General features: G+C 43.8%; 16 protein-coding genes. 9 read left to right on the top strand and 7 right to left on the bottom strand.

Annotated elements, in window-relative coordinates; translation table 11 throughout:
* Positions 1-169 precede the first annotated feature (169 nt).
* Positions 170-2,131: a redoxin domain-containing protein gene (locus AAGR14_RS08050; RefSeq protein WP_342648070.1), complete on the top strand. Its 1,962-nt coding sequence runs from the start codon at positions 170-172 to the stop codon at positions 2,129-2,131.
* Between the two features lie 183 nt (positions 2,132-2,314).
* On the opposite strand, the gene AAGR14_RS08055 is transcribed toward AAGR14_RS08050, so the two are convergent.
* The 5 genes from AAGR14_RS08055 to AAGR14_RS08075 all read right to left on the bottom strand — a co-directional run bounded on the left by AAGR14_RS08055 (position 2,315) and on the right by AAGR14_RS08075 (position 11,010).
* Positions 2,315-3,427: a DUF5700 domain-containing putative Zn-dependent protease gene (locus AAGR14_RS08055; RefSeq protein ID WP_342648071.1), complete on the bottom strand. Its 1,113-nt coding sequence runs from the start codon at positions 3,425-3,427 to the stop codon at positions 2,315-2,317.
* 116 nt (positions 3,428-3,543) lie between these two features.
* A complete protein-coding gene (locus AAGR14_RS08060) occupies positions 3,544-5,538 on the bottom strand; it encodes an HRDC domain-containing protein (protein WP_342648072.1) in 1,995 nt (664 codons plus the stop codon).
* Positions 5,539-5,564: 26 nt separating this feature from the next.
* Complete coding sequence (locus AAGR14_RS08065; protein WP_342648073.1) at positions 5,565-8,777, bottom strand: error-prone DNA polymerase; 3,213 nt, start codon at positions 8,775-8,777, stop codon at positions 5,565-5,567.
* 3 nt (positions 8,778-8,780) lie between these two features.
* Positions 8,781-10,277 (bottom strand): DNA polymerase Y family protein, encoded by a 1,497-nt coding sequence (locus AAGR14_RS08070; protein WP_342648074.1) that lies wholly within the window; start codon positions 10,275-10,277, stop codon positions 8,781-8,783.
* 4 nt (positions 10,278-10,281) lie between these two features.
* Entirely contained in the window at positions 10,282-11,010 is a 729-nt protein-coding gene (locus tag AAGR14_RS08075; RefSeq protein WP_342648075.1) for an Error-prone repair protein ImuA, read from the bottom strand.
* 409 nt (positions 11,011-11,419) lie between these two features.
* Here AAGR14_RS08075 and AAGR14_RS08080 point away from each other — a divergent pair, with 409 nt between their 5' ends.
* The 7 genes from AAGR14_RS08080 (at position 11,420) to AAGR14_RS08110 (ending at position 17,805) form a co-directional block, all read left to right on the top strand.
* Positions 11,420-12,058 (top strand): VWA domain-containing protein, encoded by a 639-nt coding sequence (locus AAGR14_RS08080; RefSeq protein WP_342648076.1) that lies wholly within the window; start codon positions 11,420-11,422, stop codon positions 12,056-12,058.
* A gap of 37 nt (positions 12,059-12,095) precedes the next feature.
* Complete coding sequence (locus AAGR14_RS08085; RefSeq protein WP_342648077.1) at positions 12,096-13,517, top strand: PP2C family serine/threonine-protein phosphatase; 1,422 nt, start codon at positions 12,096-12,098, stop codon at positions 13,515-13,517.
* 64 nt (positions 13,518-13,581) lie between these two features.
* Complete coding sequence (locus AAGR14_RS08090; protein ID WP_342648078.1) at positions 13,582-15,090, top strand: kinase; 1,509 nt, start codon at positions 13,582-13,584, stop codon at positions 15,088-15,090.
* A 37-nt stretch (positions 15,091-15,127) separates the two neighbouring features.
* Positions 15,128-16,129: a hypothetical protein gene (locus AAGR14_RS08095; RefSeq protein ID WP_342648079.1), complete on the top strand. Its 1,002-nt coding sequence runs from the start codon at positions 15,128-15,130 to the stop codon at positions 16,127-16,129.
* Between the two features lie 7 nt (positions 16,130-16,136).
* Positions 16,137-16,853, top strand: a complete 717-nt coding sequence (locus AAGR14_RS08100; protein WP_342648080.1) for a hypothetical protein — start codon at positions 16,137-16,139, stop codon at positions 16,851-16,853.
* A 115-nt stretch (positions 16,854-16,968) separates the two neighbouring features.
* The gene (locus AAGR14_RS08105; RefSeq protein WP_342648081.1) at positions 16,969-17,229 is read left to right on the top strand and encodes a hypothetical protein; all 261 of its coding nucleotides are present in this window, start codon (positions 16,969-16,971) and stop codon (positions 17,227-17,229) included.
* A 27-nt stretch (positions 17,230-17,256) separates the two neighbouring features.
* Entirely contained in the window at positions 17,257-17,805 is a 549-nt protein-coding gene (locus tag AAGR14_RS08110) for an RNA 2'-phosphotransferase (protein ID WP_342648082.1), read from the top strand.
* A 26-nt stretch (positions 17,806-17,831) separates the two neighbouring features.
* Here the strand turns inward: AAGR14_RS08110 and prs are convergent, their stop codons facing one another.
* Positions 17,832-18,740, bottom strand: a complete 909-nt coding sequence (prs, locus tag AAGR14_RS08115) for a ribose-phosphate diphosphokinase (RefSeq protein ID WP_342648083.1) — start codon at positions 18,738-18,740, stop codon at positions 17,832-17,834.
* A 184-nt stretch (positions 18,741-18,924) separates the two neighbouring features.
* On the bottom strand, positions 18,925-21,165 hold the full coding sequence (locus tag AAGR14_RS08120; RefSeq protein WP_342648084.1) for a glycoside hydrolase family 3 N-terminal domain-containing protein: 2,241 nt from the start codon (positions 21,163-21,165) through the stop codon (positions 18,925-18,927).
* Positions 21,166-21,898: 733 nt separating this feature from the next.
* Between AAGR14_RS08120 and AAGR14_RS08125 the strand changes: the two genes are divergently transcribed.
* Positions 21,899-24,973: a TonB-dependent receptor gene (locus AAGR14_RS08125; RefSeq protein WP_342648085.1), complete on the top strand. Its 3,075-nt coding sequence runs from the start codon at positions 21,899-21,901 to the stop codon at positions 24,971-24,973.
* Positions 24,974-24,980: the final 7 nt, after the last annotated feature.

The raw sequence follows: 24,980 nt of genomic DNA on the forward strand, positions 1-24,980 counted from the left end.
AATGTTTTTAAAGGTTCTGTTATTTTTACCAAAATTCCATCACTTTAAGTTATTAGGTGCTCAAAATAGTTGTAAAAGCACTTTGTTGCAGGAAATTAGTCAGTTTCTGTTCAAAAAATTTCGTTTTATCATTTCATCATTCTTATATTGACTAAAAATGTAGTTATCTATGATTAACAAGAACCTAATCCTTGCAGCGCTGGGTAGCCTGGCTTTGCAAAATGCTGTTGCTCAGAGTACATCACACCTGAGCCTGTCGGACTCCAAGCCGAAGCCGAACGAAAAAATCACCGTAACCTATGATCCGGCAGGAACGCCTTTGGCGGGAGAAAATGGATTGAACGGAGTGGTTTATTTTTTAGATAATAAAGATTATCCGGCAGCCGACCTGGAACTTAAACCTAACGGTAAACAGCTCAAAGGTGAGTTTACGGTACCTGCTAATGCAAAAGCATTTTTTGTAAAGATTTTTAAGGATGACAAAATTGATGATAACAGCGAAAAAGGATATACCTATTACGTTTATAACGGTGCCGCGCCTGTAGAGGGTGCTTATGCATCAAAAGCTTATATGCTATACAGCGGAATGGGCGAGGCTTTAGGTAAAATTAAAACCGATAAACTAGAGGCTGCCTCTTTATACAAACAAGAATTTGCTGCTCACCCGGGCGCCGAAAAGGAATACCGGACAAATTATTATAGCCTTCTGGCATCCGATAAAAATCCGGAGTCGGCCAACCTATTAACGTCTGCGATTGGAACCTTAGAAAAAAGTAATGACGAGAAAGATTTGGTAGCGGCTTACGGTCTTTATGTGCGCACCGGTAAAAAGGCAAAAGCCGACTCGTTGTCAGCCGTCATCAAAGCAAAATTTCCAAACGGGGATTTGACAAAAAATGATTTAGGAATGGCGTTTAACCGGGAACAGGACCTTAAAAAGAAAGAAGCACTGTATAGTGAGTATGTAAATAAATATCCTGAAAAGGCTGATGATAAATTCAGTACTCAGGATAATTTCAGATTGCAACTGGCTATGGCTTATTTGAAAGCCGACGATATGGCCGGTTTTGAAAAGTGGGCTGCACAGATAAAAAGCAACAAAGTTGGGTTAGCAAATACTTTGAACAGCGCTGCCTGGAAATGGGCCGAAGCCGGTACCAAATTGGATGAAGCAGCTGTGTTATCTAAACGTTCACTGGATATTATGAGTGGACAGATAAAAAATCCGGAAGCGGGCAGGTTCTCATCGCCCAGTATGGTTGTAAAAAATGCGCAAAACTCTTATGATATGTACGCTGACACCTATGCTTATATCCTATATAAGCAAGGTAATTTTAAGGAAGCCATTGCTTACGAGAAACCGGTATATGAAAGAGCGAAAGATGATGGTGAAATAGCCCAGCACTACGCTATGATGCTGAAAGGGGCCGGTGATATGAAGCAGGTGCAACAAGTATTGGAGCAGGCCATGAAAAATGGTAAAGCATCTGTAGCGATGACCGATTTAATGAAAGAGGCTTATGTGAAAAACAAGGGCACTGATAAAGGTTTTGAAGAATACGTAACATCATTAAAAGGTGTATCGGCGGCGGCAACAAGGGCAAAGCTTGCTAAGCAGATGATAAACCAGCCGGCGCCAGTCTTTGCGTTGAAAGATTTTGATGGAAATACGGTTTCATTGGCGAGCCTGAAAGGTAAAGTGGTAGTGGTAGATTTTTGGGCAACCTGGTGTGGCCCTTGTAAAGCTTCGTTCCCGGGTATGCAAATGGCTGTTAATAAATATCAGAGCAATCCGAACGTCAAGTTCTTATTTATTGATACCTGGGAAAATGGCGACAATTTCAACGTTGATGGAGCAAAGAAATTTATTGCCGATAATAAATACAGCTTTTATGTGCTGATGGACGAAAAAGGGTCTGATGGGCGCCAATCTAAAGTAGTATCAAGCTTTGGGGTTACCGGTATCCCTACCAAATTTGTTATCGACGGGGCCGGTGCTATCCGCTTTAAACATGTAGGCTATTCAGGCAGTGATGCTGCCGTGCTCGACGAAATATCGGCTATGGTTGATATGGCATTGAGCCCTGACGCCGTAACCAACGCGGCTAAAGTAACCAAGCTCGAAGAATAAGAATCTTTTGATTATAGCACGAAAGCCTTTCTGCAAACGCAGAAAGGCTTTCGTATTTATAGATATTTTTAGGAGATGAGCTGCGTCTTATATATTAAAAACATCCTATCTCATGTAATCTTGATTTGATCGGAATCAAAGAATATTTTATTAATTGCTTAAGCCATTGATAAGTATTAAAGCTTAATTATTAAAAGTTGATTTAGCCGAATATTTTTTGTGTAACTGCTCAATATAAGCCATTGTTATATCAGAGAAGAGGAATGGCTTGGTCTTGTCTTTTTTGGCAGCCTGCTGGTACAGCATAAAAAAATAGAAGGGGTCTTCAATGTGCGGTAGCAGCTTGGTTTTAAAGCCGTTTTTTTCAATGTAATAACTCATATAAGTACCCGGCACATGTCCGCTGGTAAATTGCGTACCTTTTAAATATTGACGATATTTAATGATCGTGTCTTTTTGAGCATTAATTTGAAGTGTCGAATCCAGATGAGGCATGATCCGTTTACCCTCGTCAAAAAACTCCTGAAAGTAGCGCTGGTATGGGAGCAGTGTTTTGGCGGTGTCGGTCATGTATTTTTTGTCTACCATATCTGCGGTGCCCTCATTCATAATTACGTACATAATGGTTGCCGCACTCTCGTCCTGGTGGGCTAACTTAAAATCGGGTTGTGGCCGTAAAGCATGATGCAGTTCGTGCCCGCCCAAAGCACCCATGCGGTTACTATCATTAAAGTAGGCACACAACAAAGTATAAATTATCCAATGGTCTTGCGCGTGTGCATCATTGTGTATAGGGATGATAGAAAATCGGTAATCTGGCAATTTAAGATGAGCCCGCTTAGGTAAAGCAGTATACGCGTAACGGTAAGACGCATCAAAATAAGCAGCAGGATGATCGGCAATCTTTTTTAAATAGGCTTTCATCCCAGTCTCATTCTTTTTGTACTGATAAATCATGTAGGTAAGCCAATAGCTGGTCGAGTCTTTTAACCGGCGGCGCAAAATGGAGTCTTTTTGCGGCATGTAAACGATCTGCATATTTTTACGATACGATTCGTAATAGGCATCGTTAACGCCCTGGTCGGCCATGTAAGTCTGTATAGCTTTATCCTGCAAAAAAGTATGCCATGCTTCTTTGCTCAGGCTGTCGCCTTTACGAAGCCGGTCGGTAAGCTCAAAGTATTGTGTACATGGCGTAACGTCAATGGTTTGTGCCATGGTAGTTTGTGCATAGCCCAACAGCATCATTACAGCGAGGACAACAGGTTTAATTAAGTAAAGTAGTTTGGTATTCATAAGAATTAAGTCAACGCTTCGAAAATACACCTACAATTCGCCGCCCGTAAAAAGATTATCTTAAACCGCTGTTTTGTTATGCCAACACGATAAATGTGCAGTATGGGTTGAAATTTTTAAAACATACTCACCTGTTCTACACTGGTTCCCCCCTGCAAATCCTGCTGATAATTGCGGATGAGCGGAATAATAGCGGTGCCATATTTAGAGGCTTTTTGCACGCCAACGCCTTTAATGCTGCCTAAGGCTTTGAGGGTAGCCGGGAGCTTTTCGGCAATAGCTGCTATAGTGTTCTCAGAAAAAATCATGTTAGGCATAATCTTTTCTTGTTGGGCAGTTTCTTCGCGCCAGGTAAGCAGCGTTTGGTAGAGTTTTTCGTTAGGTTTGGCATTCAGCGCCTTAACGTACGATTTTTCGTCGGCCGCAACTTTCTGTTTAATGATGGTTAGATATTCTGCAGCTGTAAAAGGATGCGCTGCAAAATGCTCCAGCAGGTGTATCCGGTTCATCAGCCAATGAATAAGGCGGTCGGCTTTGTGGGCAACGTCTTTGGCTTTGCCTATAAATGCAGGCAGGTTTTGATGCAGTGTTTCGGTGAGCAGTGTCAGCTTTTCTTTAAAATACGCAGCCGCCTGCATACTTTTTTCAGGTTTGAGTTGCTTGGCAAACTTTTCGGCCACGGCAAAAATATCTTTTTCCTGTTCGGGTATTAAGTCCTTAAAATCGTTGAGGCGGGAGCGGAGCGGGTTAAAGTTAAATAGCTCTGACAGCATGAAGCGTTCGTATAAATGCTGGTCGGCCAGCAACCGGTTCTGGTCGGGCGTTAAACCAACGGATGCATCGCGGTAGCGGGTAACGGCCGGGTCGCCGATGATGTTGCGGGCCGTGATAGGATTACGCAGTACCATTCCCTGTAAGCTACGGCAACGGCTCAGGGCTACATAAACCTGCCCGTGCGCAAAAGACTCAGAAACATCGATGATAGCCTTATCAAATGTAAGCCCCTGGCTTTTATGAATAGTAATAGCCCAGGCCAGTTTTAACGGCACCTGGGCAAAGCTACCGGCGTTGGTTTCATTAATGGCCTCACCATCCAATTCGTATTTAATATTGCTCCATTCTACGGCTTCAACAGCAATTTCCTGGCTGTCTTTGCTGCATTGTACATAAACGGTTTTTCCTTCTATACGGGTTGCGGTACCAATTTTACCGTTGTAAAAAAGCTTTTCGGCCGAGCCATCGTTTTTAACAAACATCACCTGGGCGCCTACCTTCAGTTTCAGGCTGGTATCGGTAGGGTAGGCATCTTTCGGGAAATCGCCACGTACGTTAGCCAAAAACTCAATTTCTTGTCCTGCTAAACCTTCCAGACGTTCGTTGTTTACCTGCTGGGCTATGCTGTTATGCGTGGTCAGGGTGATGTACGGGTCGGAGTCATCAGGCTTAAAATCGGGCTGATATTGGGCGTTCAATAAGTCGAGGCTGGCCTGGCTGATGGTTTGATTGCGGACCTCGTTCAGGATATCTACAAACGCCTGCTCTTTTTGCCGGAACACATGATTAAGCTCAATGCACACATACCTGGCCTTTTGCATTACCATACTGCTAAAAAAGTAGGGCGTGGCATAGTAAGACCGGAGCATTGCCCATTCATCATCCCGAATAATAGGGCTGAGCTGCGAAAGGTCGCCGATAAGCAGTACCTGTACACCGCCAAAGGGGTGCGATGAGCCTTTGATGTTGCGCAAAATCAAGTCAATTTGGTCGAACACATCGGGCCGCACCATGCTGATTTCGTCGATAATCAGTAATTCCAAACTGGCCAGTAAATCCTTTTTTTCCTGATTAAAGTGCAGCTCGGGCCGCCCGTTGCCTGATGGGATAACCGGTGCAAACGAAAGCTGGAAAAACGAATGGATAGTCATGCCGCCTGCATTGATGGCGGCTACACCTGTAGGGGCTACCACGGCCAGTTTTTTGGCAGACGATTGCCTTAAGTTTTGCAGAAAAGTAGTTTTACCCGTGCCGGCTTTACCGGTCAGGAAAACGATAGTATTGGTAGAGGTGAGGTAATCGGTAGCCATTTGCATGGCCGGGTTAGAGATATTCATTCGTAACGGCAAATTTAACATTATCCTTACCTGAAATTCCGGCCTTTGTGAAATATCTGCCGGCTGTCGGTTACCGGTGCTGTAGTTTCGTCGCCGCGGGCAGGGGTGAACAGCGATGAAGTGTTTTGTTCCGGAGTGCTTAACGTATTGAGCAGGCCGGTTAAGTTGAAGCATTGATACACCACCAAATGAGTTACGTTATTAGCCTTTTGCAGCTTGCCGGTTACCATCAGTAAGCGCGATTGTATAATTTCTTTGCGGTACTGGTCAAATAGTTTTTCCCACACCACCAGGTTGGCCGAGCCGGTTTCATCTTCAAGGGTCATAAATAAAATACCTTTGGCGGTTCCAGGCCGTTGCCTAACAGTAATCAGTCCGGCTACGCTTACCACATCGCCATCGTATTTGTGCTCAAACTCGGCAGCAGTAATGTTTTTTAACCGGCGTAACTGTTGACGTACTAAAGCCACCGGGTGGTTTTTGAGGGATAAGCCGGTTAGTGCGTAGTCTTGTACCACATGTTCGCCCTCGGTAATGGCAGGCAGATATACTGGTATTTCTAAACTGGTTTCGGGGAGTTGACCGGCAAACAAACCAGTGGGTAAATCATTCAGGGCTGAAACCTCCCACAATGCCTGGCGGCGATTAGCACCCAGAGAGCGGAAGGCATCTGCGGCCGACAAAACTTCTAAAGCCTTTTCGGGTACGCCTGCCCTGCGTAAATCTTCAATACGCCAATAGCCGTTGCCACGCATAGCCACCAGGATTTGCATATCTGGCTCGCGTAATCCTTTAACCTGCCTGAAGCCGAGGCGCACGGCGTGGTATTCGTCAACTTTATCCTCCATGGTGTTATCCCATTCAGAATAGTTAACGTCAACCGGCAGTACCTTAACATGATGTTCCTGCGCATCGCGTACAATTTGTGCCGGTTGGTAAAAACCCATCGGCTGACTGTTCAGCAACGCCGCACAAAAAGCATCGGGATGGTAAAACTTCAGCCATGCCGAGACATAAACTAGCAAGGCGAACGAAGCGGCATGGCTCTCCGGGAAACCGTAACTTCCAAAGCCTTCTAACTGCCTGAAGATACGCTTGGCAAAATCTTCTTCGTAGCCTTTAGCCAGCATGCCGTCAATCAGCTTTTTTTGAAAGCCACTAACCATGCCTTTGGCTTTAAACGTAGCCATACTGCGACGTAACTGGTCGGCTTCTTCTGGTTTAAAACCTGCAGCCTCGATGGCTATTTCCATGGCTTGTTCCTGAAATAAGGGAACTCCTTTGGTGCGCTTTAATATTGCTTCCAGTTCTTTGGTTGGATACACAACATCTTCAATTTGCTCACGCCGTCGCAAATAAGGGTGTACCATGTCACCTTGTATTGGTCCTGGTCTTACAATCGCAACCTCAATCACCAAATCATAAAATACACGCGGTTTAAGCCTTGGCAGCATGCTCATTTGTGCGCGGCTTTCAATCTGAAAAACGCCGATAGTATCGGCCCGGCAAATCATATCGTAAACCTCGGTTACATCTTGCGGTATACCAGCTAACGTTAGCTTTTCGCCTTTATGCTTAAGCACCAGGTCAAACGCCTTTCGTATCATGGTGAGCATGCCCAGGCCCAATACGTCTACCTTCAATATCTTAAGGTCTTCCAGATCGTCTTTATTCCACTCCAGTTGGGTGCGGTTTTCCATGCGGGCATTCATCACAGGGCAAATGTCAGATAGTTTGCCGGCGGTAATGACGAAGCCGCCTGTATGTTGCCCTAATTGCCGGGGGAAACCTATGAGTTGCTTGGTCAGCTCAAGTACTTTATAAATCAGCGGATCTTTGGGATTTAAGCCTTGCTCGCGCAGGCGGTTCTCGTCAAAGCCTTCTTTGCTAAAATCCCAAATAGTGGCACCAATGCGCTTAATAGTATCATCGGACACGCCCATGGCTTTGCCCACATCGCGTATAGCGCCGCGGTGGCGTTCTTGTGTTACGGTGGCTACAATGGCGGCATGGTCGCGGCCGTAATCATTATAAATATACTGGATGATTTCTTCGCGACGCTCATGCTCAAAATCCACGTCAATATCCGGCCATTCATCGCGGGCATCCGACATGAATCTCGAAAACAAAAGCCTCGATTTCGTTGGGTCCACCGCAGTAATACTAAGACAATAACAAACGGTGGAGTTGGCTGCCGAACCTCGTCCCTGGTGTAAAATGCCTAACTCTTCGGCCTTTTGCGTATACCGGTATACCCGTAAAAAGTAAGGGGCTAATTTTTTTCGTTCAATAAATTTTAGTTCAAAATCTATCTGCTCGCTTATCTTTTCGGGTATACCATCCGGATATCGTTGTTTGGCACCTTCCCAGGTGTATTGCGTTAGTCTTTGTTGTGGTGTAATGTCGTCAATGATAGCTTCTTCGGGTTCGATGTATCGCAGCTGGTCTAACGAAAACCGGCAGGCTTTGGCTATTTCAAGCGTGTTTTGAACAGCCTGCGGGTAATACAAAAATAACCGCTTAATTTCTTCAACAGGTTTTAAAAAACGCTCCGCATTATAATGGAGCTTGTAACCAGCATTGTATATGGTGCATTTTTCGCGTATGCAGGTAAGGATGTCCTGCAATTCCCGTCTTTTAGGGGCGTGGTAATGTACATCGCCGGTTGCTACCAACGGTATTTTTAAACCGATTAAACGATGTAGTCTTTTTTCGTCATCGCCGCTGTAATAGCGGGTAGCTGCAACATATAAATTGTTGCCAAATTGCTGCCGGTACTCTTTGGCGGTGGCTTTAAAATCATCGTCAAAATCAAAGTTGTCGTTGAGCTTTTCGGGCGGTATCAGTATAAAAATGATATCCTGTTGGTGCTCATATACATCAGCTTTGTATAAATGGCATTCGCCTTTTTCGGCCCGTAGATTACCTTTACTCAATAAGGCCGATAGGCGGCTATAAGCTTCCTGGTTGGTAGGGTAGGCCAGTAAACTCGGGCCATCGAGCAAATCGAGCCGGCAGGCCGGGATGAATTGTTTTTTAAGCGCTTTGTCTTTTATGGTTTCATTATGCTTTTTGACAACCATGTGTGCCCGCACAATGCCGGCCATGGTGTTGCGGTCGGTAATGGCAATGGCTTTATAGCCAAAGGCAATGGCTTGCTCTACCAGTTCGGCAGGGTGCGAGCCTCCCCGTAAAAAGCTGAAATTGCTGGTGATGTGTAGTTCTGCATACTCGTCCATAACTTAAGCAAAAAAACCGTGTAAAAACCACTGAGGCTTATTATCATAATGCCCCAGCCTGAACAGCCAGTAACGCTGCCCGTTATCATCTTCTACGGCATAATAGTCGCGGTGGGCACCGGCGTCCTGCCACCATTCGCGTTCAATACGTTCGGGGCCGTCGGCTTTGGTTACCTCGTGGCGCTTGCCTTTATAAATAAAAAACTTAGGTGGATAATCGGGTACCAAGGCCATCACTTCAACCGGTTCGGGGCGATGCAGTAAGCGCACGGGGCGTGGCCTGTCGGTACGCCAAACCGTTACAGGTTTTTCGGTTAATGAGGCCGCAGGCTTAATAGCACGCTCGGGCCAGTAATGCTCAGCAGGCAAATAACGCTGTATGGCATTGGCGCCTACCTTACCGGCCAGCCGGTCTAACAATTCGGCCAGGGCAGCATCCTGCAGGCCGGGCGGGGCAGTCCACAAGGCCTCCTGTTGATGGTCAACTTCTTCTACCCGGGTAGCTTCCAGCAAAAATAGCTCAATACCCAAAGCAGGTTCTATTTTACTAATCTGCAGTTCAAATAGTTTGCATAAATGCGCCACATGTCCTGTGGCACGTGTGGTTGTAATGCCCACCTGCACTATCTTACCATCAATCCGGAAGCATTTGAGCAAAGCCTTACGTACACCCAAGCCTTCAATTTTTAAGCGCAGGCAAACTTTTTCGAGCAGGGTCTCGATGGCAATCTCTATCCCCTTAGCTGTTTTGATAGGTTCCAGGCAAGGCAGGCGTTCCTGATGAGCTACCGGAGGTATAAGCGGCGTAATGGTTTCTTCTTTTAAACCCAATACCTGTTCTATGCGGCTAACAAAGGCCTCCCCAAACCGTCGGCGCAGCATGGGGCGGGGCATGTTGATAAAAGTTTTTATTTGATGCAAACCAAGCTTCTGTAGCTTTTGCAAATTATCCTCTTCAATACGCAGGGCTGCCGGCGGAAAATTTAAGATAGCCTCTGTTTGCTTACCTTTGGCAATAACCGGTGTTTTTTTACCAAAGCGGGCCACGGCCCAAGCTGTGCCTATGGTATCGGCAATAGCACCACGCGCATCGTAGCCCTGTTCGCGTAGTTTGTTAATAATTTCGCGGTAATACTCCCGCTCGCCGCCCCAAAGGTGGGCACATCCTGAAATATCGAGCATCAGGCCGTCCGGCAAATCAATGGCTACCAGTGGGGTATAGCGCATACACCATAGGCCTAACTCTTTTAATAATTCATCCGCCTTTCCGGGAATATCGTCTAATACTTGTAAATCTGCCGAGCAGGCTTTGGCATCTGCGGCCATCATGCCGGTATAAATATCCTGCGCTTCGGCAGCCGGGTTGGCTGCGGTAATTAACACACGGTTGTGCTCAGGCCTGGTAAAAACAAAAGGTACGTCTTTCAGGTTCGCCTGTTGCAGCGTTTGCCAGTCTGTTAACAGGTGGCCAAACCATACCGACATATACCGCTTTTGCATCACCTTATCCTGCCATTTGAATTTTTGGAGTCAATATTTCAGGGGCTACAGTAGCAAACCGTCCTTTGGTCCACTCCATCACCCAATTGCCCGGTTGCCCGTTACGCACCCGTAGCAACTCTACCTGCCAGCGCGGAAAACCAATTCCCGGCAGCCCGTCAACCGATTCGCTCGGTATTGACTTAATCCTCCAGCGGGCAGCACAAGCGGTAGTGCTCATTTTTTTGAGCTCGTTACGTAGGATAAAACCGGTTACCCGGCTTTGCTCTACGGCCAGTTGCAAGCGGCGCGACTGCTTAAAATCTATTTCTTTAAGCTCGGCTACCACTGCAGAAAGTCCGTTACACTTTAAGGCTTCTTCCATCACCCAAAGGGCATCCTTGTTTTGCATCAGGTGCACAAAAATGATTCGCTCCGGCTCAACCCCGAACGTTTTTAATGATACAGGAAATACGTTGCCCGATAAGCCTATCCACAAACAGGCACCGCCCTGCTGCATCAAACCCGATAACAGTCCGGCCACAAAGCCACCGCAGGCCGCTGCCTGTTCGGTATTACTGCATAGCATCTCGTGTACCGTGCCTAACGGAAATATCCCGTTAGGAAAGGCAGCCTCTACCGGTCCTAAACCTACCGTTTGCGAAGTGCCTGCAGATGGTGCACGATAGCCCTCCCAGCGCAGAATATCCTGCCGCAACTTTTCAATCATCCCACTTTTATCTGTAACTGGCATAACGGTATTGCTATAGAGATGAATAGAATAGTTGTTTGTCCCAAGGCTTGTTATACAAGTTTAATAGCTGTATAAAGACCTGAAAATGTGTATTTTGTAAAGCTTTGTAGACCGGCTGGTTACCGGGTTTTAAATGCAAGTGATATCCGTTCATGGGTTGAGCCTTTTAAGAATTACAAATAAATGCTAAAAATGTTAGTATTTTAAAGGGTGTTGAAAAATAATTTTTAGTCTGCCAGTTATAGTTTCAGGTGTTATTGAATATACTTACAAAAAACTCTTTTCTTATATTTCGGTTGTCAGTAGTAAAAGTTGTAAACATTCGTTCTGCTAAGGGTTAATACTTGCTGCGTTGATCCGAAGCGATTAGATTTATACCGAACAGACACAAACAATTATAAAAACATACATGAGAAGGTTACCCGTTTACTTAGTATTAGACACTTCTGGTTCAATGACTGGCGAGCCTATCGAAGCAGTTAAAAATGGCGTTCAGGTGATGGTGAGTTCTTTAAGGCAAAACCCTCAGGCCATCGAAACTGCCTTTATCAGTATCATTACTTTTGACAGTACTGCCCAGCAGGTGGTACCGCTTACCGATTTGGCTTCTTTCCAGATGGTAGATATTAAAGCTACCGGCACTACTGCTTTAGGCGAAGCGCTTAAACTGGTAGCTACTTGTATTGACCGGGAAGTAACCAAAACTACAGCCGAACAAAAAGGCGATTGGAAACCGCTGGTGTTTATCATGACAGACGGTATACCTACCGACGAATGGCAAAGTGGCTTAGACGAATTTAAAAAGCGTAAAACGGCTTACACCGTGGCTTGTGCTGCCGGCAGCGGAGCTGATTCTAACCTGTTGAAGCAAATCACCGAAAACGTGGTGAGTCTGGATACTGCCGATAGTCAAAGTATTTCTAAATTCTTCTCTTGGGTATCGGCCTCTATCGGCGTGAGCTCAACCAAGGTAGAAGATGGCGGGAAAGAAGTAACCGGGTTAGGTGAATTGCCGCCGCCACCGTCTGAGCTTAATATCGTAACCTAACTTTGTTAGTTACAATCTTACATTTTAAATAAGCTAAATGAGTAATCACAGCAGCAATATTGTAAAGGAGTATCTCATTAAACTTTTTAAAGACCAAAACATCAGCGTTCCGGCTAACCGCCGGGACGCTTTTGAACGGTTTATACAAAAACCTGAAACTGTTAGTGCCGTTAACCTTATCAATCAAACAAAAAATCAGCTTATGGCTAATTGGAAAATTCAGGAAAGGATAACTGAGATTATTAACCAGCCTGTACGCATTTTAAATGCCAGCGTGGGTAAATCTTATGAGGCTAAACTGGATTTTAACAAACTGGGATGGACGGATATTGCCACTTACCGGTTTGAAGGTTTAGGAGAAGCAGGACTAAGCTTTAACGAGCAGCAACAGCAAATTACCGGCAACCCCAAGCAAAGCGGCGACATTAATATTGGCTTTTTATTTAAACTGCAAGGGCAGGCAGATGATGAGCCTTTGAATAAAAAAATCATTACGCTAATTATTAATCCTGACCCTAAAAGTTTGTGGAAAACCATTGATAATGATAAGAATGACCCTTACTGGAAAGAAGATGCCGTTACGCAGTTTGAACCCATAGGCGACCGGCATATTTTAGTATCCTCCAAACGCGGGCGTTCGCATGCTAATGTAGGCTCTTTCAGAGAAGACGATTTTGCATTTAAGGATTTAGGCAATGGCTGGAGCATTGTTGTGGTGGCCGATGGGGCAGGCAGCGCCAAATTATCCCGCAAGGGTTCGCAAATGGCCTGCAACGGCATTGTGGAGTTTTTTACAGAAGAATCGGCTACTGCAAACCTACAGCAGTTTGATGAGCTTTTGGCTCAGCACAACACTCAGACCGACGATAGTACTCAAAATAAAATCAAGCTTTTTGTATATAACAACCTGGGTAAGGCGGTTTTTACGGTTCATAAAAAACTGGAGTCTTTTGCTGCGGAGGCCGGAGCTACTTTAAAAGATTTGAGCAGTACGCTCATCTTCACGCTATTTAAAAAATATGAGTCGGGGTATGTTTTCCTTTCGTTTGGTGTGGGCGACTGCCCCATGGCGGTGATTAACAGGGAGGTTACCGAGGTTACTTTGTTAAACTGGCTTGATGTGGGAGAGTTTGGCGGCGGCACCCGCTTTATCACTATGCCCGAGATATTTAAGAGCGATAAATTTGCCACCAGGTTCAGTTTTAAGCAACTCAAAGATTTTTCTTACCTCATGCTGATGTCGGACGGTATATACGACCCGAAGTTTATTGTGGAAGCCAGTTTGCCTAACATTACCAAGTGGCAGGATTTATTAAACGATTTGGGCGGCAATAATGAAGAAGGTGTTAAGGTAGATTTAAGTGCTGATAACGCTGATATCATTCCGCAGCTTTCGGCCTGGATGGATTTTTGGAGTGCTGGTAACCACGACGACCGTACACTGGCCATTGTATTTTAAACATACCGTTAAACACGAGATAAACCTGTTGAGCCCGAAGCTTAAGTATAATTGAAAAAATAAAATGAGTATAAAGTCGGCACCATCTTTAATAACGCCTGGTAAAGCCTATGATTTTGTAGACAACGGCGAGCCCATGCGCGGCGGGATGAAAGATGTTTATTTTGCTCCGGATAAATCATACGTGGTAGCACTGTACCGCGACAAGCAGGACTTTAATTCGAAAGAACGGCTAACTAAACTGGTTACCCAGTATTACGATTCGTTTTTTAACCGCGAGGGAGGTGCTTATTATAAAAACCTTTATTCGTGGCCAACCGACATGGTGCAGTACGACAACATGATTGGGCTGATTGTACCTACCTACGGTAAAAATTTCTTTTTTAAAAAGGGGTATGCCACCAGCGATGGCATCAAGGGTAAAGAGAAACAGGGATTGTGGTTTGCTTCGGCTAAATTCAGAAACAGAAAATTTAGTCTCCGTTTAGACGAAAGCGAATTAGGCAACTGGCTAAGCTATTTCCAGATATGTGTAAAAATAGCCAGGGGCGTAAAACGTTTGCATGCTGCAGGTTTAGCGCATTCCGACTTATCATACAAAAACGTGTTGATTGACCCGGTAAGCCGCGAGGCCGCTATTATTGATATCGACGGTTTGGTTGTACCGGGCCTGTACCCACCTGATGTAATTGGCACAGCCGATTTTATTGCGCCCGAAGTACTGGCTACCAAACACCTCGACCTCAGGGACCCAAATCGCAAACATGCTAACCGCACGACTGATTTGCATGCCTTGGCCGTAATGATTTATATGTATTTGCTTTACCGGCATCCTTTAAAAGGGGGTAAGGTAAACTCGTTAGATACGGAGCAGGACGATTTATTGTCGATGGGAGAAAAGGCCTTATTTATTGAACACCCTACCGACCACTCTAACCGACCCAAGCTTGACCAGGTTTCGCCCTGGACGTTGCCCTGGGCGGATGTCGAAAAATTGCCTTTTACACTAACCGGCCCTTATTTAACACCTTTATTCAACCAGGCATTTATTGATGGCTTGCACCAGCCTAACCAGCGGCCTAACGCTGATACCTGGGAGCAGGCTTTACTCAAAACTACCGATTTAATGCAGCCCTGCGCCAACCCCGGTTGTGAGCAAAAGTGGTTTGTGTTTGATAATAAAAACGTACCTCAGTGTCCGTTTTGCGGTACTAAGGTTAAAGGTCCGGTTCCGGTGCTTGATTTATATTACCAGTTTAAGCCTAACGTTTGGAAACCCGAAAACCATAGGCTGATGGTGTATAACAATCAATACCTGTTTCAATGGCATGTAAACCGGAACATTGTAAGAAACGAGAGACTGACCGTTGAACAAAAAGTGCCTGTTGGCTATTTTACCTTTTACAATGGCCGGTGGGTATTGGTCAATCAAAAATTAACATCGCTAAAAGACCTTACCGAAAACAAGGAAATACCTGTAAACAGTATGGTTGATATTACCGATGGCAAAAGGCTCTTGCTCTCGCACGAAGACGGCGGCAGGGTAGTTGTTATCACTATGGCTAACCAGTAATAAAACAAACACAATCAACTTAACACAATAAAATATTATGAGAATAAAACCAGCAGGAATCATTGTTGTACTGGCCATTATGGGCGTACTGGCCTATTTTGCTTTAAAACCTAAATTATCCGGAGCAGGTAGCACAGGCAAATCAGATACATCGGGCGCTACATGGGGCACTGATTCATTGGCTAAAAGTACATCTGCAAGCAATGAAAAGTCCGGAAAAAATGAGGATAGCCGCGATTTTAATTACACGCCCGAAGAACCTCAAAACGGCATTCTAAAAGGTGTGGTGGAGTTAGGTGCTACCGGCTTCAATTCGTTTGTAGTTAATATGGACAACCAAAAGCGCTGGAAAATAGTATCCAAAGATTTTGGAGAATCACTAGCGTACGAAGGCTTATCAACTACTGATGATGTTAGAACCGGATTGAAAAAGTACATCGCCGGTATGTTTGATAAAGGCGTTGCCAAAAACAACGTTCACTTTGTTATTTCATCAGGTGCGCAAAAAGAGCCTAAAACCCAGATGATTAGCAATGAGTTAAAAAAAATGGGTTACGTGGTAAACAACGTTACTGCCGAGCAGGAAGGTGTGTTTGCTTTGAAATCGGCCGTGCCGCCATCATTTACCGATAATTCATTTGTGGTAGATATTGGTTCGGGCAATACTAAAGTTTCGTGGGATGAAGGTGGTAAACTAAAAAGCATAGAGCTGCCTGGAGCAAAATATTATCAAAAAGGCTTAAGTGACGATGCTGTATATAACACCGTAAAAAAAGCGGTAAGTGAAGTGCCGGAGAGCAAGCGTAATGTGGCTTTTATTATAGGTGGTGTTCCATTTACTTTAGCCAAACAAACCCGCAAAGGGGATGAGCGCTACACGGTATTAAAAGCGCCGGCTGATTATAAAGCTGCCGATAAAAAAATGGAGTCGGGATTGAATATTTATAAAGCGGTAGTAGATGCTACGCATACAGATACGTTTGTATTTGATTGGGATGCCAACTTTACCATAGGCTTTTTGTTGGGGTTGAAAAAATAATTGTGCAATGAGTTTTTTAAAGCAGCTGTTAAATCCGTTTGTAGAATTTGATGAGGACAAAAAGCCTGTCTCCGGGGCGCCTGCTGCTGCGCCGGTTCTTGTAGTGCCTGCTGCTACGGATGGGAGTGAGGCTGTTCATCATCCACTGATTCCTGATACACAAACACCGGCCGGTACATCCGTGCCGGTAACCAGTCTTCCGGTACCGGCGCCAAACCCGGATATGGCAACAGAGCATCAGCAATATTTTGATAAGCTGATAGAGAAAGCCAACCGCGAGAACCCCTTGTTTGCCGGTGCTGATTATAAAGAGTTTACAGATGCCCGGCGGGATATTGATGATATTACCGACGAAACTGTAAGGTATACCACGGCCTTTAACATTTTAAAAAGTGCAGGATTAACCAAAGACAAACTTTTGTCGTCGGGCCGTGAATATCTGAATATTATTGGCCGCGATTTAAACGCTTTTCAAACAGCACACGCGCAGTTGTATAAAAAGGAGCTTGAACAAAAAGAGTTAAGCTTACAAACCAAAGTGAAGGAATTACAGCAGCTCACGCAGCGATTAACTATGTTAAAGGCCGAAATTAATGCTGCCACCCAAGAAATCAGTCAAACGAAAGATATCTTAAATAAAACCCGAAACTCTTTTTTATTAGCTGGCGAGCAAAAGCAGCATGAAATAGAAACCGAACTTAAAAAAATAGCCGGCTTTTTTTGACCGGATACTTTACGACAAGGGTGGCGATACTATTGCTTAGTGGTAAGCTTTGAGCAACGACTACAATCACAAAGCCTTTAATTATACTACCTTACCTATTTAAAACCAACTACCCATGACTAAATCAAAAACCATAGGTTTCTCTTATAAAGTAGAAAATATTACGCTACAGGCTACTGACGATACCCTGCGCACCACCGACAGCTTTATTACCCGCGAACTGATTGACCAGATAAACGAAAAACTGAAAGACCGGAATTTTAAAGTAGACGAAAGTTCGCTGCGCCCAAAATACCTGAACGACCAGTTTTATATCGATGGCTTTGCTGTGGAGATACAGGAATCTAAGACCGTAGGCTTTTTGTCGGGGAGGTAACTGCCGGTTGCATTGGAATTATATAACATGGCTACCGAAAAAGAAATAGTTAGTATCAGCAAATTTTTAAGCTTGGTGCTCAGGCATCAGCCCGAATTGATTGGCCTTACCCTGAGCCATGAAGGCTGGGCTGATATTGATGAATTACTTGCACTTGCTGCCAAACACGGGCAGATTATCACTAAAGATACACTAAATGTTGTGGTAGATACTAACAGCAAAAAGCGATTTGCCTTTAGTGACGACCGGCAGTATATTCGGGCTAGCCAAGGGCACTCTGTTGAAGTTTCTCTGGGCTATCAGCCACAAACACCTCCTGAGATATTGTACCACGGTACAGCAGTCCAGTCGGTAAACTCCATTTTAGCAATGGGTTTACATAAGCAAAAAAGGCAGCATGTGCATTTGAGTACCGATATGGATACCGCCACTAAAGTAGGGCAGCGGCATGGTAAACCTGCCATACTCGAAGTTTTAACCGGCGATATGCACCGGCAGGGATACTCGTTTTTTTTATCTGAAAATGGTGTGTGGCTTACGGACCATGTACCGCCAGCATTTATCAAGCCTTTGTGATAACCGCTGTCACGGTAAGTACGAACTTACCTGATGGCCTCGCACACCAAAGCCGCAATACTTCTCACTTCAACAAAATCGTCCTGAATATTGCAGGCATTAACGTGCGAATCTGTACAGATAAGTTTTTTGATAAGGCCGCTGGCTTTCAGTTTTTCAATGCCGTTGTTTACAAACAGGCCGTGGGTGGTAATCACGTAAATGTCTTTTGCACCGGCATCTTTATAGGTTTGTGCTGCACCTATAATGCTGCCCCCCGATCGGATCATATCGTCGTAAATAATCACGGTTTTACCGTCTACATCGGCATTAATAGCAGTTACCTCGGTATGGTCGCCGCTCAGTCGACGTTTCAGTATAAAGGCTGCCGGTACACCCATATCATTAGCTAGCGATTCTACCCACTTAGCCCTGCCCGCATCGGTGCTGGCCATCACAAAGTTTTCGCCGCCGTATTGCCGGGCTGCTTCAATAATAATGGGTTTACAGTACACATGTACCGGGTATACTTCATGCTCAAAATAATATTGGGTGCCCTCAGAATGCAGGTCGAACAGATAAATTCTATTACCCTTAGCACTGCGTGGTATAGCCGAAAGCAAACGGGCCCGGGTTTTGGCCGTAACAATTTCACCGGGCAAAACTGCACGCTCCATGGTGGAGTAGCCATAGTAGGGGATTACCAAAGATAACGAGTTGGCACCATAGCTTACTAATGAGGAGGCCAAATCAAACAGCTCAAGGGTGGCCTCGTCATTCACCGTTCCGCCAATAACCACCACGTCGCGGTTTTCTACCGGCGACAAGATACGCTGATAGCGCTCGCCGTCAGTAAAATAGCTGATGGCTAATTCGCCTTTTTCGTAGTCGCCATGCGCTAAAATCTTTTCGGCTAAGTATGCGTATTCTTTAATGCAAAATAATATTTTCTTCATGGTGCTTCGGTTAATGCCGGAGATAAGAGTATCTCTGTGTTATTGGCATGCAAAGTTAAACAGTCTAATTGGGTTAGCAAACAACGGTGCGGGTAATTGAAGGCGGATGCAAGTAAATCACTATAAACGCAAAAATGCCGCTGTTAAACAGTGGCATTTTACATTTTTATATATCATTCAAGCGTTAATCAACCAACTCAAATTTGTCCTGTAATAAAATATGGTCGGAGGCATTGCCAATCATCAGCTTAAACTCGCCGGGTTCGGTAGTCCAGTTCATTTTCTGGTCGTAAAACGAAAGTTTTTCGCGGGTAATGGCAAAGCTGATAGTTTTGCTTTCGCCGGGTTTGAGGTATACTTTCTGAAAATCTTTCAGCTCTTTAACCGGGCGGGTTACACTGGCTACCACATCTTGTAAATACAACTGTACCACTTCTTCACCGGCATACTTACCTGTATTTTTCAAAGTAAAGCTTACCGTCACATCATCATTTTTAGTGATTTGTGATTTATTCAATTTTAAATCAGCAAAAGAAAAATTGGTATAGCTTAAACCATATCCAAAGGCATACTGCGGCGTGTTGGGAATATCCAGGTAGCTGGAACGGTAAAGTGCGGGCTGACCGTTAGGGGAGGGGCGACCGGTATTTTTGCTGCTGTAAAAAACTGGAATTTGCCCCTCGGCACGCGGAAATGACATTGGTAACTTTCCGGCTGGGTTATAATCGCCAAAAAGCACGTTGGCCATAGCGTTGCCAGCCTCACTGCCCAGCCACCAAGTGTATAAAATGGCGTCGGCATGGTCGGCGGTCCAGTTAAAAATAAGCGGTCGTCCGGCCATGATCATTACCACTACGGGTTTGCCGGTAGCTTTAATGGCTTTAATCAAATCTTCTTGTACGCCAGGTAAATGAATGTTGGCGCGGCTTTTAGCTTCGCCGCTCATATTAAAGGCTTCGCCTACGGCCATAATTATTACGTCGGCTTTACGGGCAGTGGCAACGGCATCGGCAAAGCCGGTGCGCACAGTATCGTTAATATTGCAACCCTGGCTGTATAATAAGTTGGTTTGTTTGCCCAACTTGTTCTGTAAACCCTCAAAAGGCGAAACGAGGTGGTCATTCTCCCACTCAACTGACCAAAAGCCTTTCATGTCATTGCTTGATTTACCCAGCGGACCGATAACAGCGATAGTTTTAGTCGATTTTGAAAGGGGCAGCAACTGGTTATCGTTTTTAAGCAGCACTACACTTTTTTCAGCAACATCCAACGCAGCTTGATGGTTTTGCGCCGAATTAAGTACTTTTTTTTCCCGGCTTTCGTTGCTAAAGCGGTAAGGATCATCAAATAGACCCAATTCAAATTTTTTGCGCAGTATACGTTTAACTGCATCATTAATCAGTGCAACGTCTACCTTGTTTTCTTTAACCAAAACAGGCAAGCCGGTTAAATAAGCATGACCTTCCATATCCATATCACTGCCGGCGGTAATGGCCAGGCGCGCAGCATCGGTATTGTTTTTGGCAAAACCGTGAGCCACCATTTCGCTGATGGAACCCCAATCGCTTACTACAAAGCCCTGGTAATTCCATTTGCCTTTTAAAATATCGCGTTGTAGGTAAGCGTTGCCGGTTGCTGGTATGCCGTTTAATTCGTTAAACGAATTCATAAAAGTGGCAGCACCTGCATCAACTGCTGCTTTAAATGGTGGCAAGTATGTTTCCCACAACTGCCGGTCGCTCATGTCAACAGTATTATAGTCTCGTCCGGCAATGGCAGCGCCATAAGCGGCAAAGTGTTTGGCGCAAGCCATTACTGCATCTAAGTTCCCTAAACCCTTACCCTGAAAGCCTTGTACCCGCGCACGGGCAATCAACGACCCTAAATACGGGTCTTCACCAGCGCCTTCCATTACCCGGCCCCAACGCGGGTCGCGGGCAATGTCTACCATAGGCGCAAAAGTCCAGTGGATACCGGAGGCGGCAGCTTCGGTAGCTGCAACGCGCGCCGAACTTTCAATAGCATTCAAATCCCAACTGGCAGCTTCTGCCAGTGGAATAGGAAAGGTTACCCGGTAACCATGTATCACGTCCAAGCCAAATAACAGCGGTATTTTAAGCCGCGACTGCATAGCCATTTCCTGTATAGTCCGTGTTTCTTTAGCCCCGCGTACATTGAGCATAGAGCCTACTTTGCCGTCTTTAATTTCTTGGTATTTGGTGCTGTTAGGCGTAAGCGGCCCGGTAGAAAGGCGGTCACTGGTATATTGGTTAAGCTGACCTATCTTTTCTTCGAGTGTCATTTGAGATAGCAGCTTATCTACTTTTTGATCTATAGCAGAAGATGTTTTAGTTTTTATTTGTGCATGCAAATGAGCACAAAAAGAAAAGACCGCTAATGCTGTTAATGAAAACTTGGATAACATATAGTGTTTATAAGTGGATTGAATATTATCTGAACAGTACAGTTCAATCAGCTACAAACCATATAGTGGAGCGTTGCTTCCTCACTGATTAATATAAGCTGTAGGGTAAAAGTAAGTAATCTCTTTGGTTTTAAATAGTCATTTTATGTATAATGTGTTGTAATACAATTATTTAAATGTTTATTGATACGCTAAAGTGTCAAGTTGTTACTTTGATAATTGATTGATTATTAATGAGAATTCATTATAAGGTATATATCATACTCACATGGCCGATACGCTAATTTCCTTGAAAATTTATATAGATTAAAGTGGGTTGCCGATGCTGTGGAGCATAAAACAGTAATTTTTATGTGTAAAGCAGCCTCCGGATTATAGCGTATCAAAATATTTCTGCATTTCAATCAAAATATATCTTTTGTTGCTGATTATCAATGCTAAACGTTGATGGTAAGCTTGTTGTTAAATCGTTTCAAATACTGGTTAACTATCTAAAAATCAAATATTTATAAAAATAAATTTGTTTGATACTTTTTTAGTTACATACCTTTACAGACCAATTAATGTGGTGAGTTCCTAATTATCACCACAACCAGTAAAACGTTTTATTTATATAACATGATTACAGCATACCTGCTCAGGCATTACGGGTAAAGGTTTGTACCCTTTTATGATATGTGCTTACAGATAGCGTAAGCATATAGCCTTTAAATTTTAACCAACTTTTTACATTATGAGAAAAAAACTTACTTTATTAATTTCTTTTATTTTTATTGCCGCCAATATAGTACTGGCTCAAAGTCCTATTAAAGGCAAAGTAACAGATAAAGCCGGGCAGCCATTGGTTGGTGTATCAGTGAAAGTGCAAGGCACCAGTACCGGCAGTGTTACCGATGTTAACGGTAACTATATTATTAACACACAGCCTAATGCTACTTTAATAGCAACTTATGTTGGTTACGCTACTCAAACCGTAGGCATAGGCGGGCAGAGCGTGGTAAACATTACCATGACTGAAGAAACTACTAACTTAAATGATGTAGTAGTAGTAGGTTTTGGTACGCAGAAAAAGAGTGTTGTTACAGGTGCCATCAGCCGGGTTAAAGCTAGTGATATTCAAGACCAACAAGTATTAAACGTTAACCAGGCACTACAGGGCCGTACTTCGGGTGTTACTGTTGTTAATAGTTCTGGCGCGCCGGGCACTGGTGCACAAATACGCATTCGTGGTGTTAATTCTATTAATAACAGCGAGCCTTTGTATGTTGTCGATGGAGTTGTTATATTAAATGGTGGTATCGAAAACATCAACCCGAATGATATAGAGTCTTTTGAGGTGTTGAAAGATGCATCAGCTGCTATTTACGGTTCTCGTTCTTCAAACGGTGTTATTTTAGTAACCACTAAAAAAGGCAAATCAGGTGCACCTGTTTTAAATTACAACGGATACGCCGGATATCAAAATCCTATAACCAGAGCTAAAGTTACCAATGCCGAGCAATATGCTACTTTAAGAAATCAGGTAGCAGTAAACGATGGTACTGCCTTGCCTTATGCCAATCCGGCATCATTGGGAGCCGGTACAAACTGGCAGGATGTTATTTTTAATAAAAGTGCATTTATACAAAACCATAGTTTAAGTATACAGTCTGGTACCGAAAAAACAACCAGTTATATTTCGTTCTCTTATTTAGACCAAAAAGGAACCATATTTCCTGATATTTCAAATTACAAGCGTTACAATTTCGTAGCTAACAACAGTGCTAAGCTTAAAAAATGGTTAACCATAGGCGAAAACTTTAGCTACGTTTATAACAGAAATCAAAGTAATTTTAACACCAACAGTGAGTTTGGTGGTCCATTAAGTTCTGCCCTAAATCTTGATCCAACTACGCCTGTATTGTACACTGGTAGCACAGCCGGAACCGTTTATGAAACAAGACCGGTAATACGTGATGCCAATGGTGTGCCTTACAGCATATCACAAAATGTTGGACAAGAAATGTCGAACCCGTTAGCTTATTTAGAAACTCAACGCGGTAATTACGGTTGGTCACATAACATACTGGGTAATGCTTATGTAGAAATTGAGCCAATCACCGGATTAAAATTCAGGACTCAAATTAATGGTAAACAAGCATTTTTTGGCAGTCAGTCATACACTCCGCTTTATTACTTAGGCACTCAGAATAACAACACAAGTAACCAAAGTGCTAACAGGGCAAGTAACCGTAACCTTACCTGGAACTGGGATAACACAGCTTCATATAGCCATGCTTTCGGGTTACACAGCTTTACTGCTTTAGTAGGTACCAGTGCTTTTGAACAAGATGAGGTTGGCGTAAATGCTACTTATAACAACTTACCAGTAGCTAATTATTCACAATTGTCGTTTAACTACGCTTTGCCTAATGCTAACAGAATAGGTGGCGCTTATGAATCTCAGCCTTACCATGTTTTCTCCTACTTCGGACGTTTGAATTACGATTATAACCAGAAGTATCTGTTCACAGGTATTGTTCGTCGTGATGGTTCGTCAAAGTTTGGATCAAATAATGTGTATGGTACTTTCCCTTCAGCACAAATTGGATGGGTTGCTACCAGAGAAGATTTCTTCCCCAAAAACTCGTTTGTTGACTTTTTCAAGCTGCGTGCCTCTTATGGTGTTATCGGTAATGAGTTAGCTTTGGATACATTCCAGTATACATCGGTTGTTGGTGGTGGTAACAACTATGTATTTGGCAATGATCAGCTGTTTATTGGAAACAGCCCTAACTCGCCTGCTAATCCTAACTTGAAATGGGAATCTACACATTCTACAGATATTGGGTTTGATGCTATCTTATTCAAGAATCTGAGTGTTACTGTAGATTTATACAGAAAAGTTACCAAAGACATGCTGCAATTTGTACCACTGCCTGGATACGCCGGCTTTAACAGTGCATTGCGGGCCAACGTTGGTGATCTTGAGAACAAAGGTGTTGAGGTAGAGCTTAACTATACTAAGTCTTTCGGCGATCTGAAAATGAATTTTGGCGGTAACATTTCTTACAACCATAATCAGGTGACTAACTTAGGCGTTACTCCGTTTTTAGACGGTGGTAGCTTCCAAAACAGCAGCTATCCATTGTTCCGTACTCAAGCTGGTCAGCCTGTTAGTTCATTCTTTGGCTTCAAAACTTTAGGTGTGTTCCATTCACAAGCTGAAATTGATGCTTATACTGTAAATGGTAACAAAATTCAAGGCAATGCTAAGCCTGGAGATTTAAAATTCCAGGATACTAACGGTAACGGTACCATAGATGCAGCCGACCGTGTTTTCCTGGGCTCACAATTGCCTTCGTACACTTACGGTTTAAATGTAAGTGCAAATTACAAAGGATTTGATTTTAAAATATTTGGACAAGGTGCGTGGGGTAATAAAATATACCAAGGATATCGTCGCTTAGATATTCAAAAAGCCAACTATCCGTTAGCTGCACTTAATGCATGGACACCAACCAACAGCAGCAGTAACTACCCTCGTTTAACTGATACCGATCCTAATAAAAACTTTGCTAATCCATCAGATTTTTATCTGCAAAGTGGTGCCTATTTCCGCATCAAAACCGCACAAATAGGTTACAGCATTCCTAAGAGTGTATTAAGCAAAGTTGATATTCAACGTGTGAGATTTTATTTAAGCAGCAACAACTTAGCAACTATCACCAAATATAATGGCTTCGATCCTGAAATTGTTGGTGGTGTAGACAGAGGTTTGTATCCGCAGTCACGCTCGTTCTTATTAGGATTAGATATCACATTTTAATCGCAAA

Source organism: Mucilaginibacter sp. CSA2-8R (assembly GCF_038806765.1).
In the GTDB taxonomy this organism is placed as follows: Bacteria; Bacteroidota; Bacteroidia; order Sphingobacteriales; family Sphingobacteriaceae; genus Mucilaginibacter.

Coding starts and splice junctions, on each gene's coding strand:
- AAGR14_RS08050 (WP_342648070.1), top strand. CDS start 170: ATGATTAACAAGAACCTAATCCTTGCAGCGCTGGGTAGCCTGGCTTTG.
- AAGR14_RS08055 (WP_342648071.1), bottom strand. CDS start 3,427: ATGAATACCAAACTACTTTACTTAATTAAACCTGTTGTCCTCGCTGTA.
- AAGR14_RS08060 (WP_342648072.1), bottom strand. CDS start 5,538: ATGAATATCTCTAACCCGGCCATGCAAATGGCTACCGATTACCTCACC.
- AAGR14_RS08065 (WP_342648073.1), bottom strand. CDS start 8,777: ATGGACGAGTATGCAGAACTACACATCACCAGCAATTTCAGCTTTTTA.
- AAGR14_RS08070 (WP_342648074.1), bottom strand. CDS start 10,277: ATGCAAAAGCGGTATATGTCGGTATGGTTTGGCCACCTGTTAACAGAC.
- AAGR14_RS08075 (WP_342648075.1), bottom strand. CDS start 11,010: ATGCCAGTTACAGATAAAAGTGGGATGATTGAAAAGTTGCGGCAGGAT.
- AAGR14_RS08080 (WP_342648076.1), top strand. CDS start 11,420: ATGAGAAGGTTACCCGTTTACTTAGTATTAGACACTTCTGGTTCAATG.
- AAGR14_RS08085 (WP_342648077.1), top strand. CDS start 12,096: ATGAGTAATCACAGCAGCAATATTGTAAAGGAGTATCTCATTAAACTT.
- AAGR14_RS08090 (WP_342648078.1), top strand. CDS start 13,582: ATGAGTATAAAGTCGGCACCATCTTTAATAACGCCTGGTAAAGCCTAT.
- AAGR14_RS08095 (WP_342648079.1), top strand. CDS start 15,128: ATGAGAATAAAACCAGCAGGAATCATTGTTGTACTGGCCATTATGGGC.
- AAGR14_RS08100 (WP_342648080.1), top strand. CDS start 16,137: ATGAGTTTTTTAAAGCAGCTGTTAAATCCGTTTGTAGAATTTGATGAG.
- AAGR14_RS08105 (WP_342648081.1), top strand. CDS start 16,969: ATGACTAAATCAAAAACCATAGGTTTCTCTTATAAAGTAGAAAATATT.
- AAGR14_RS08110 (WP_342648082.1), top strand. CDS start 17,257: ATGGCTACCGAAAAAGAAATAGTTAGTATCAGCAAATTTTTAAGCTTG.
- prs (WP_342648083.1), bottom strand. CDS start 18,740: ATGAAGAAAATATTATTTTGCATTAAAGAATACGCATACTTAGCCGAA.
- AAGR14_RS08120 (WP_342648084.1), bottom strand. CDS start 21,165: ATGTTATCCAAGTTTTCATTAACAGCATTAGCGGTCTTTTCTTTTTGT.
- AAGR14_RS08125 (WP_342648085.1), top strand. CDS start 21,899: ATGAGAAAAAAACTTACTTTATTAATTTCTTTTATTTTTATTGCCGCC.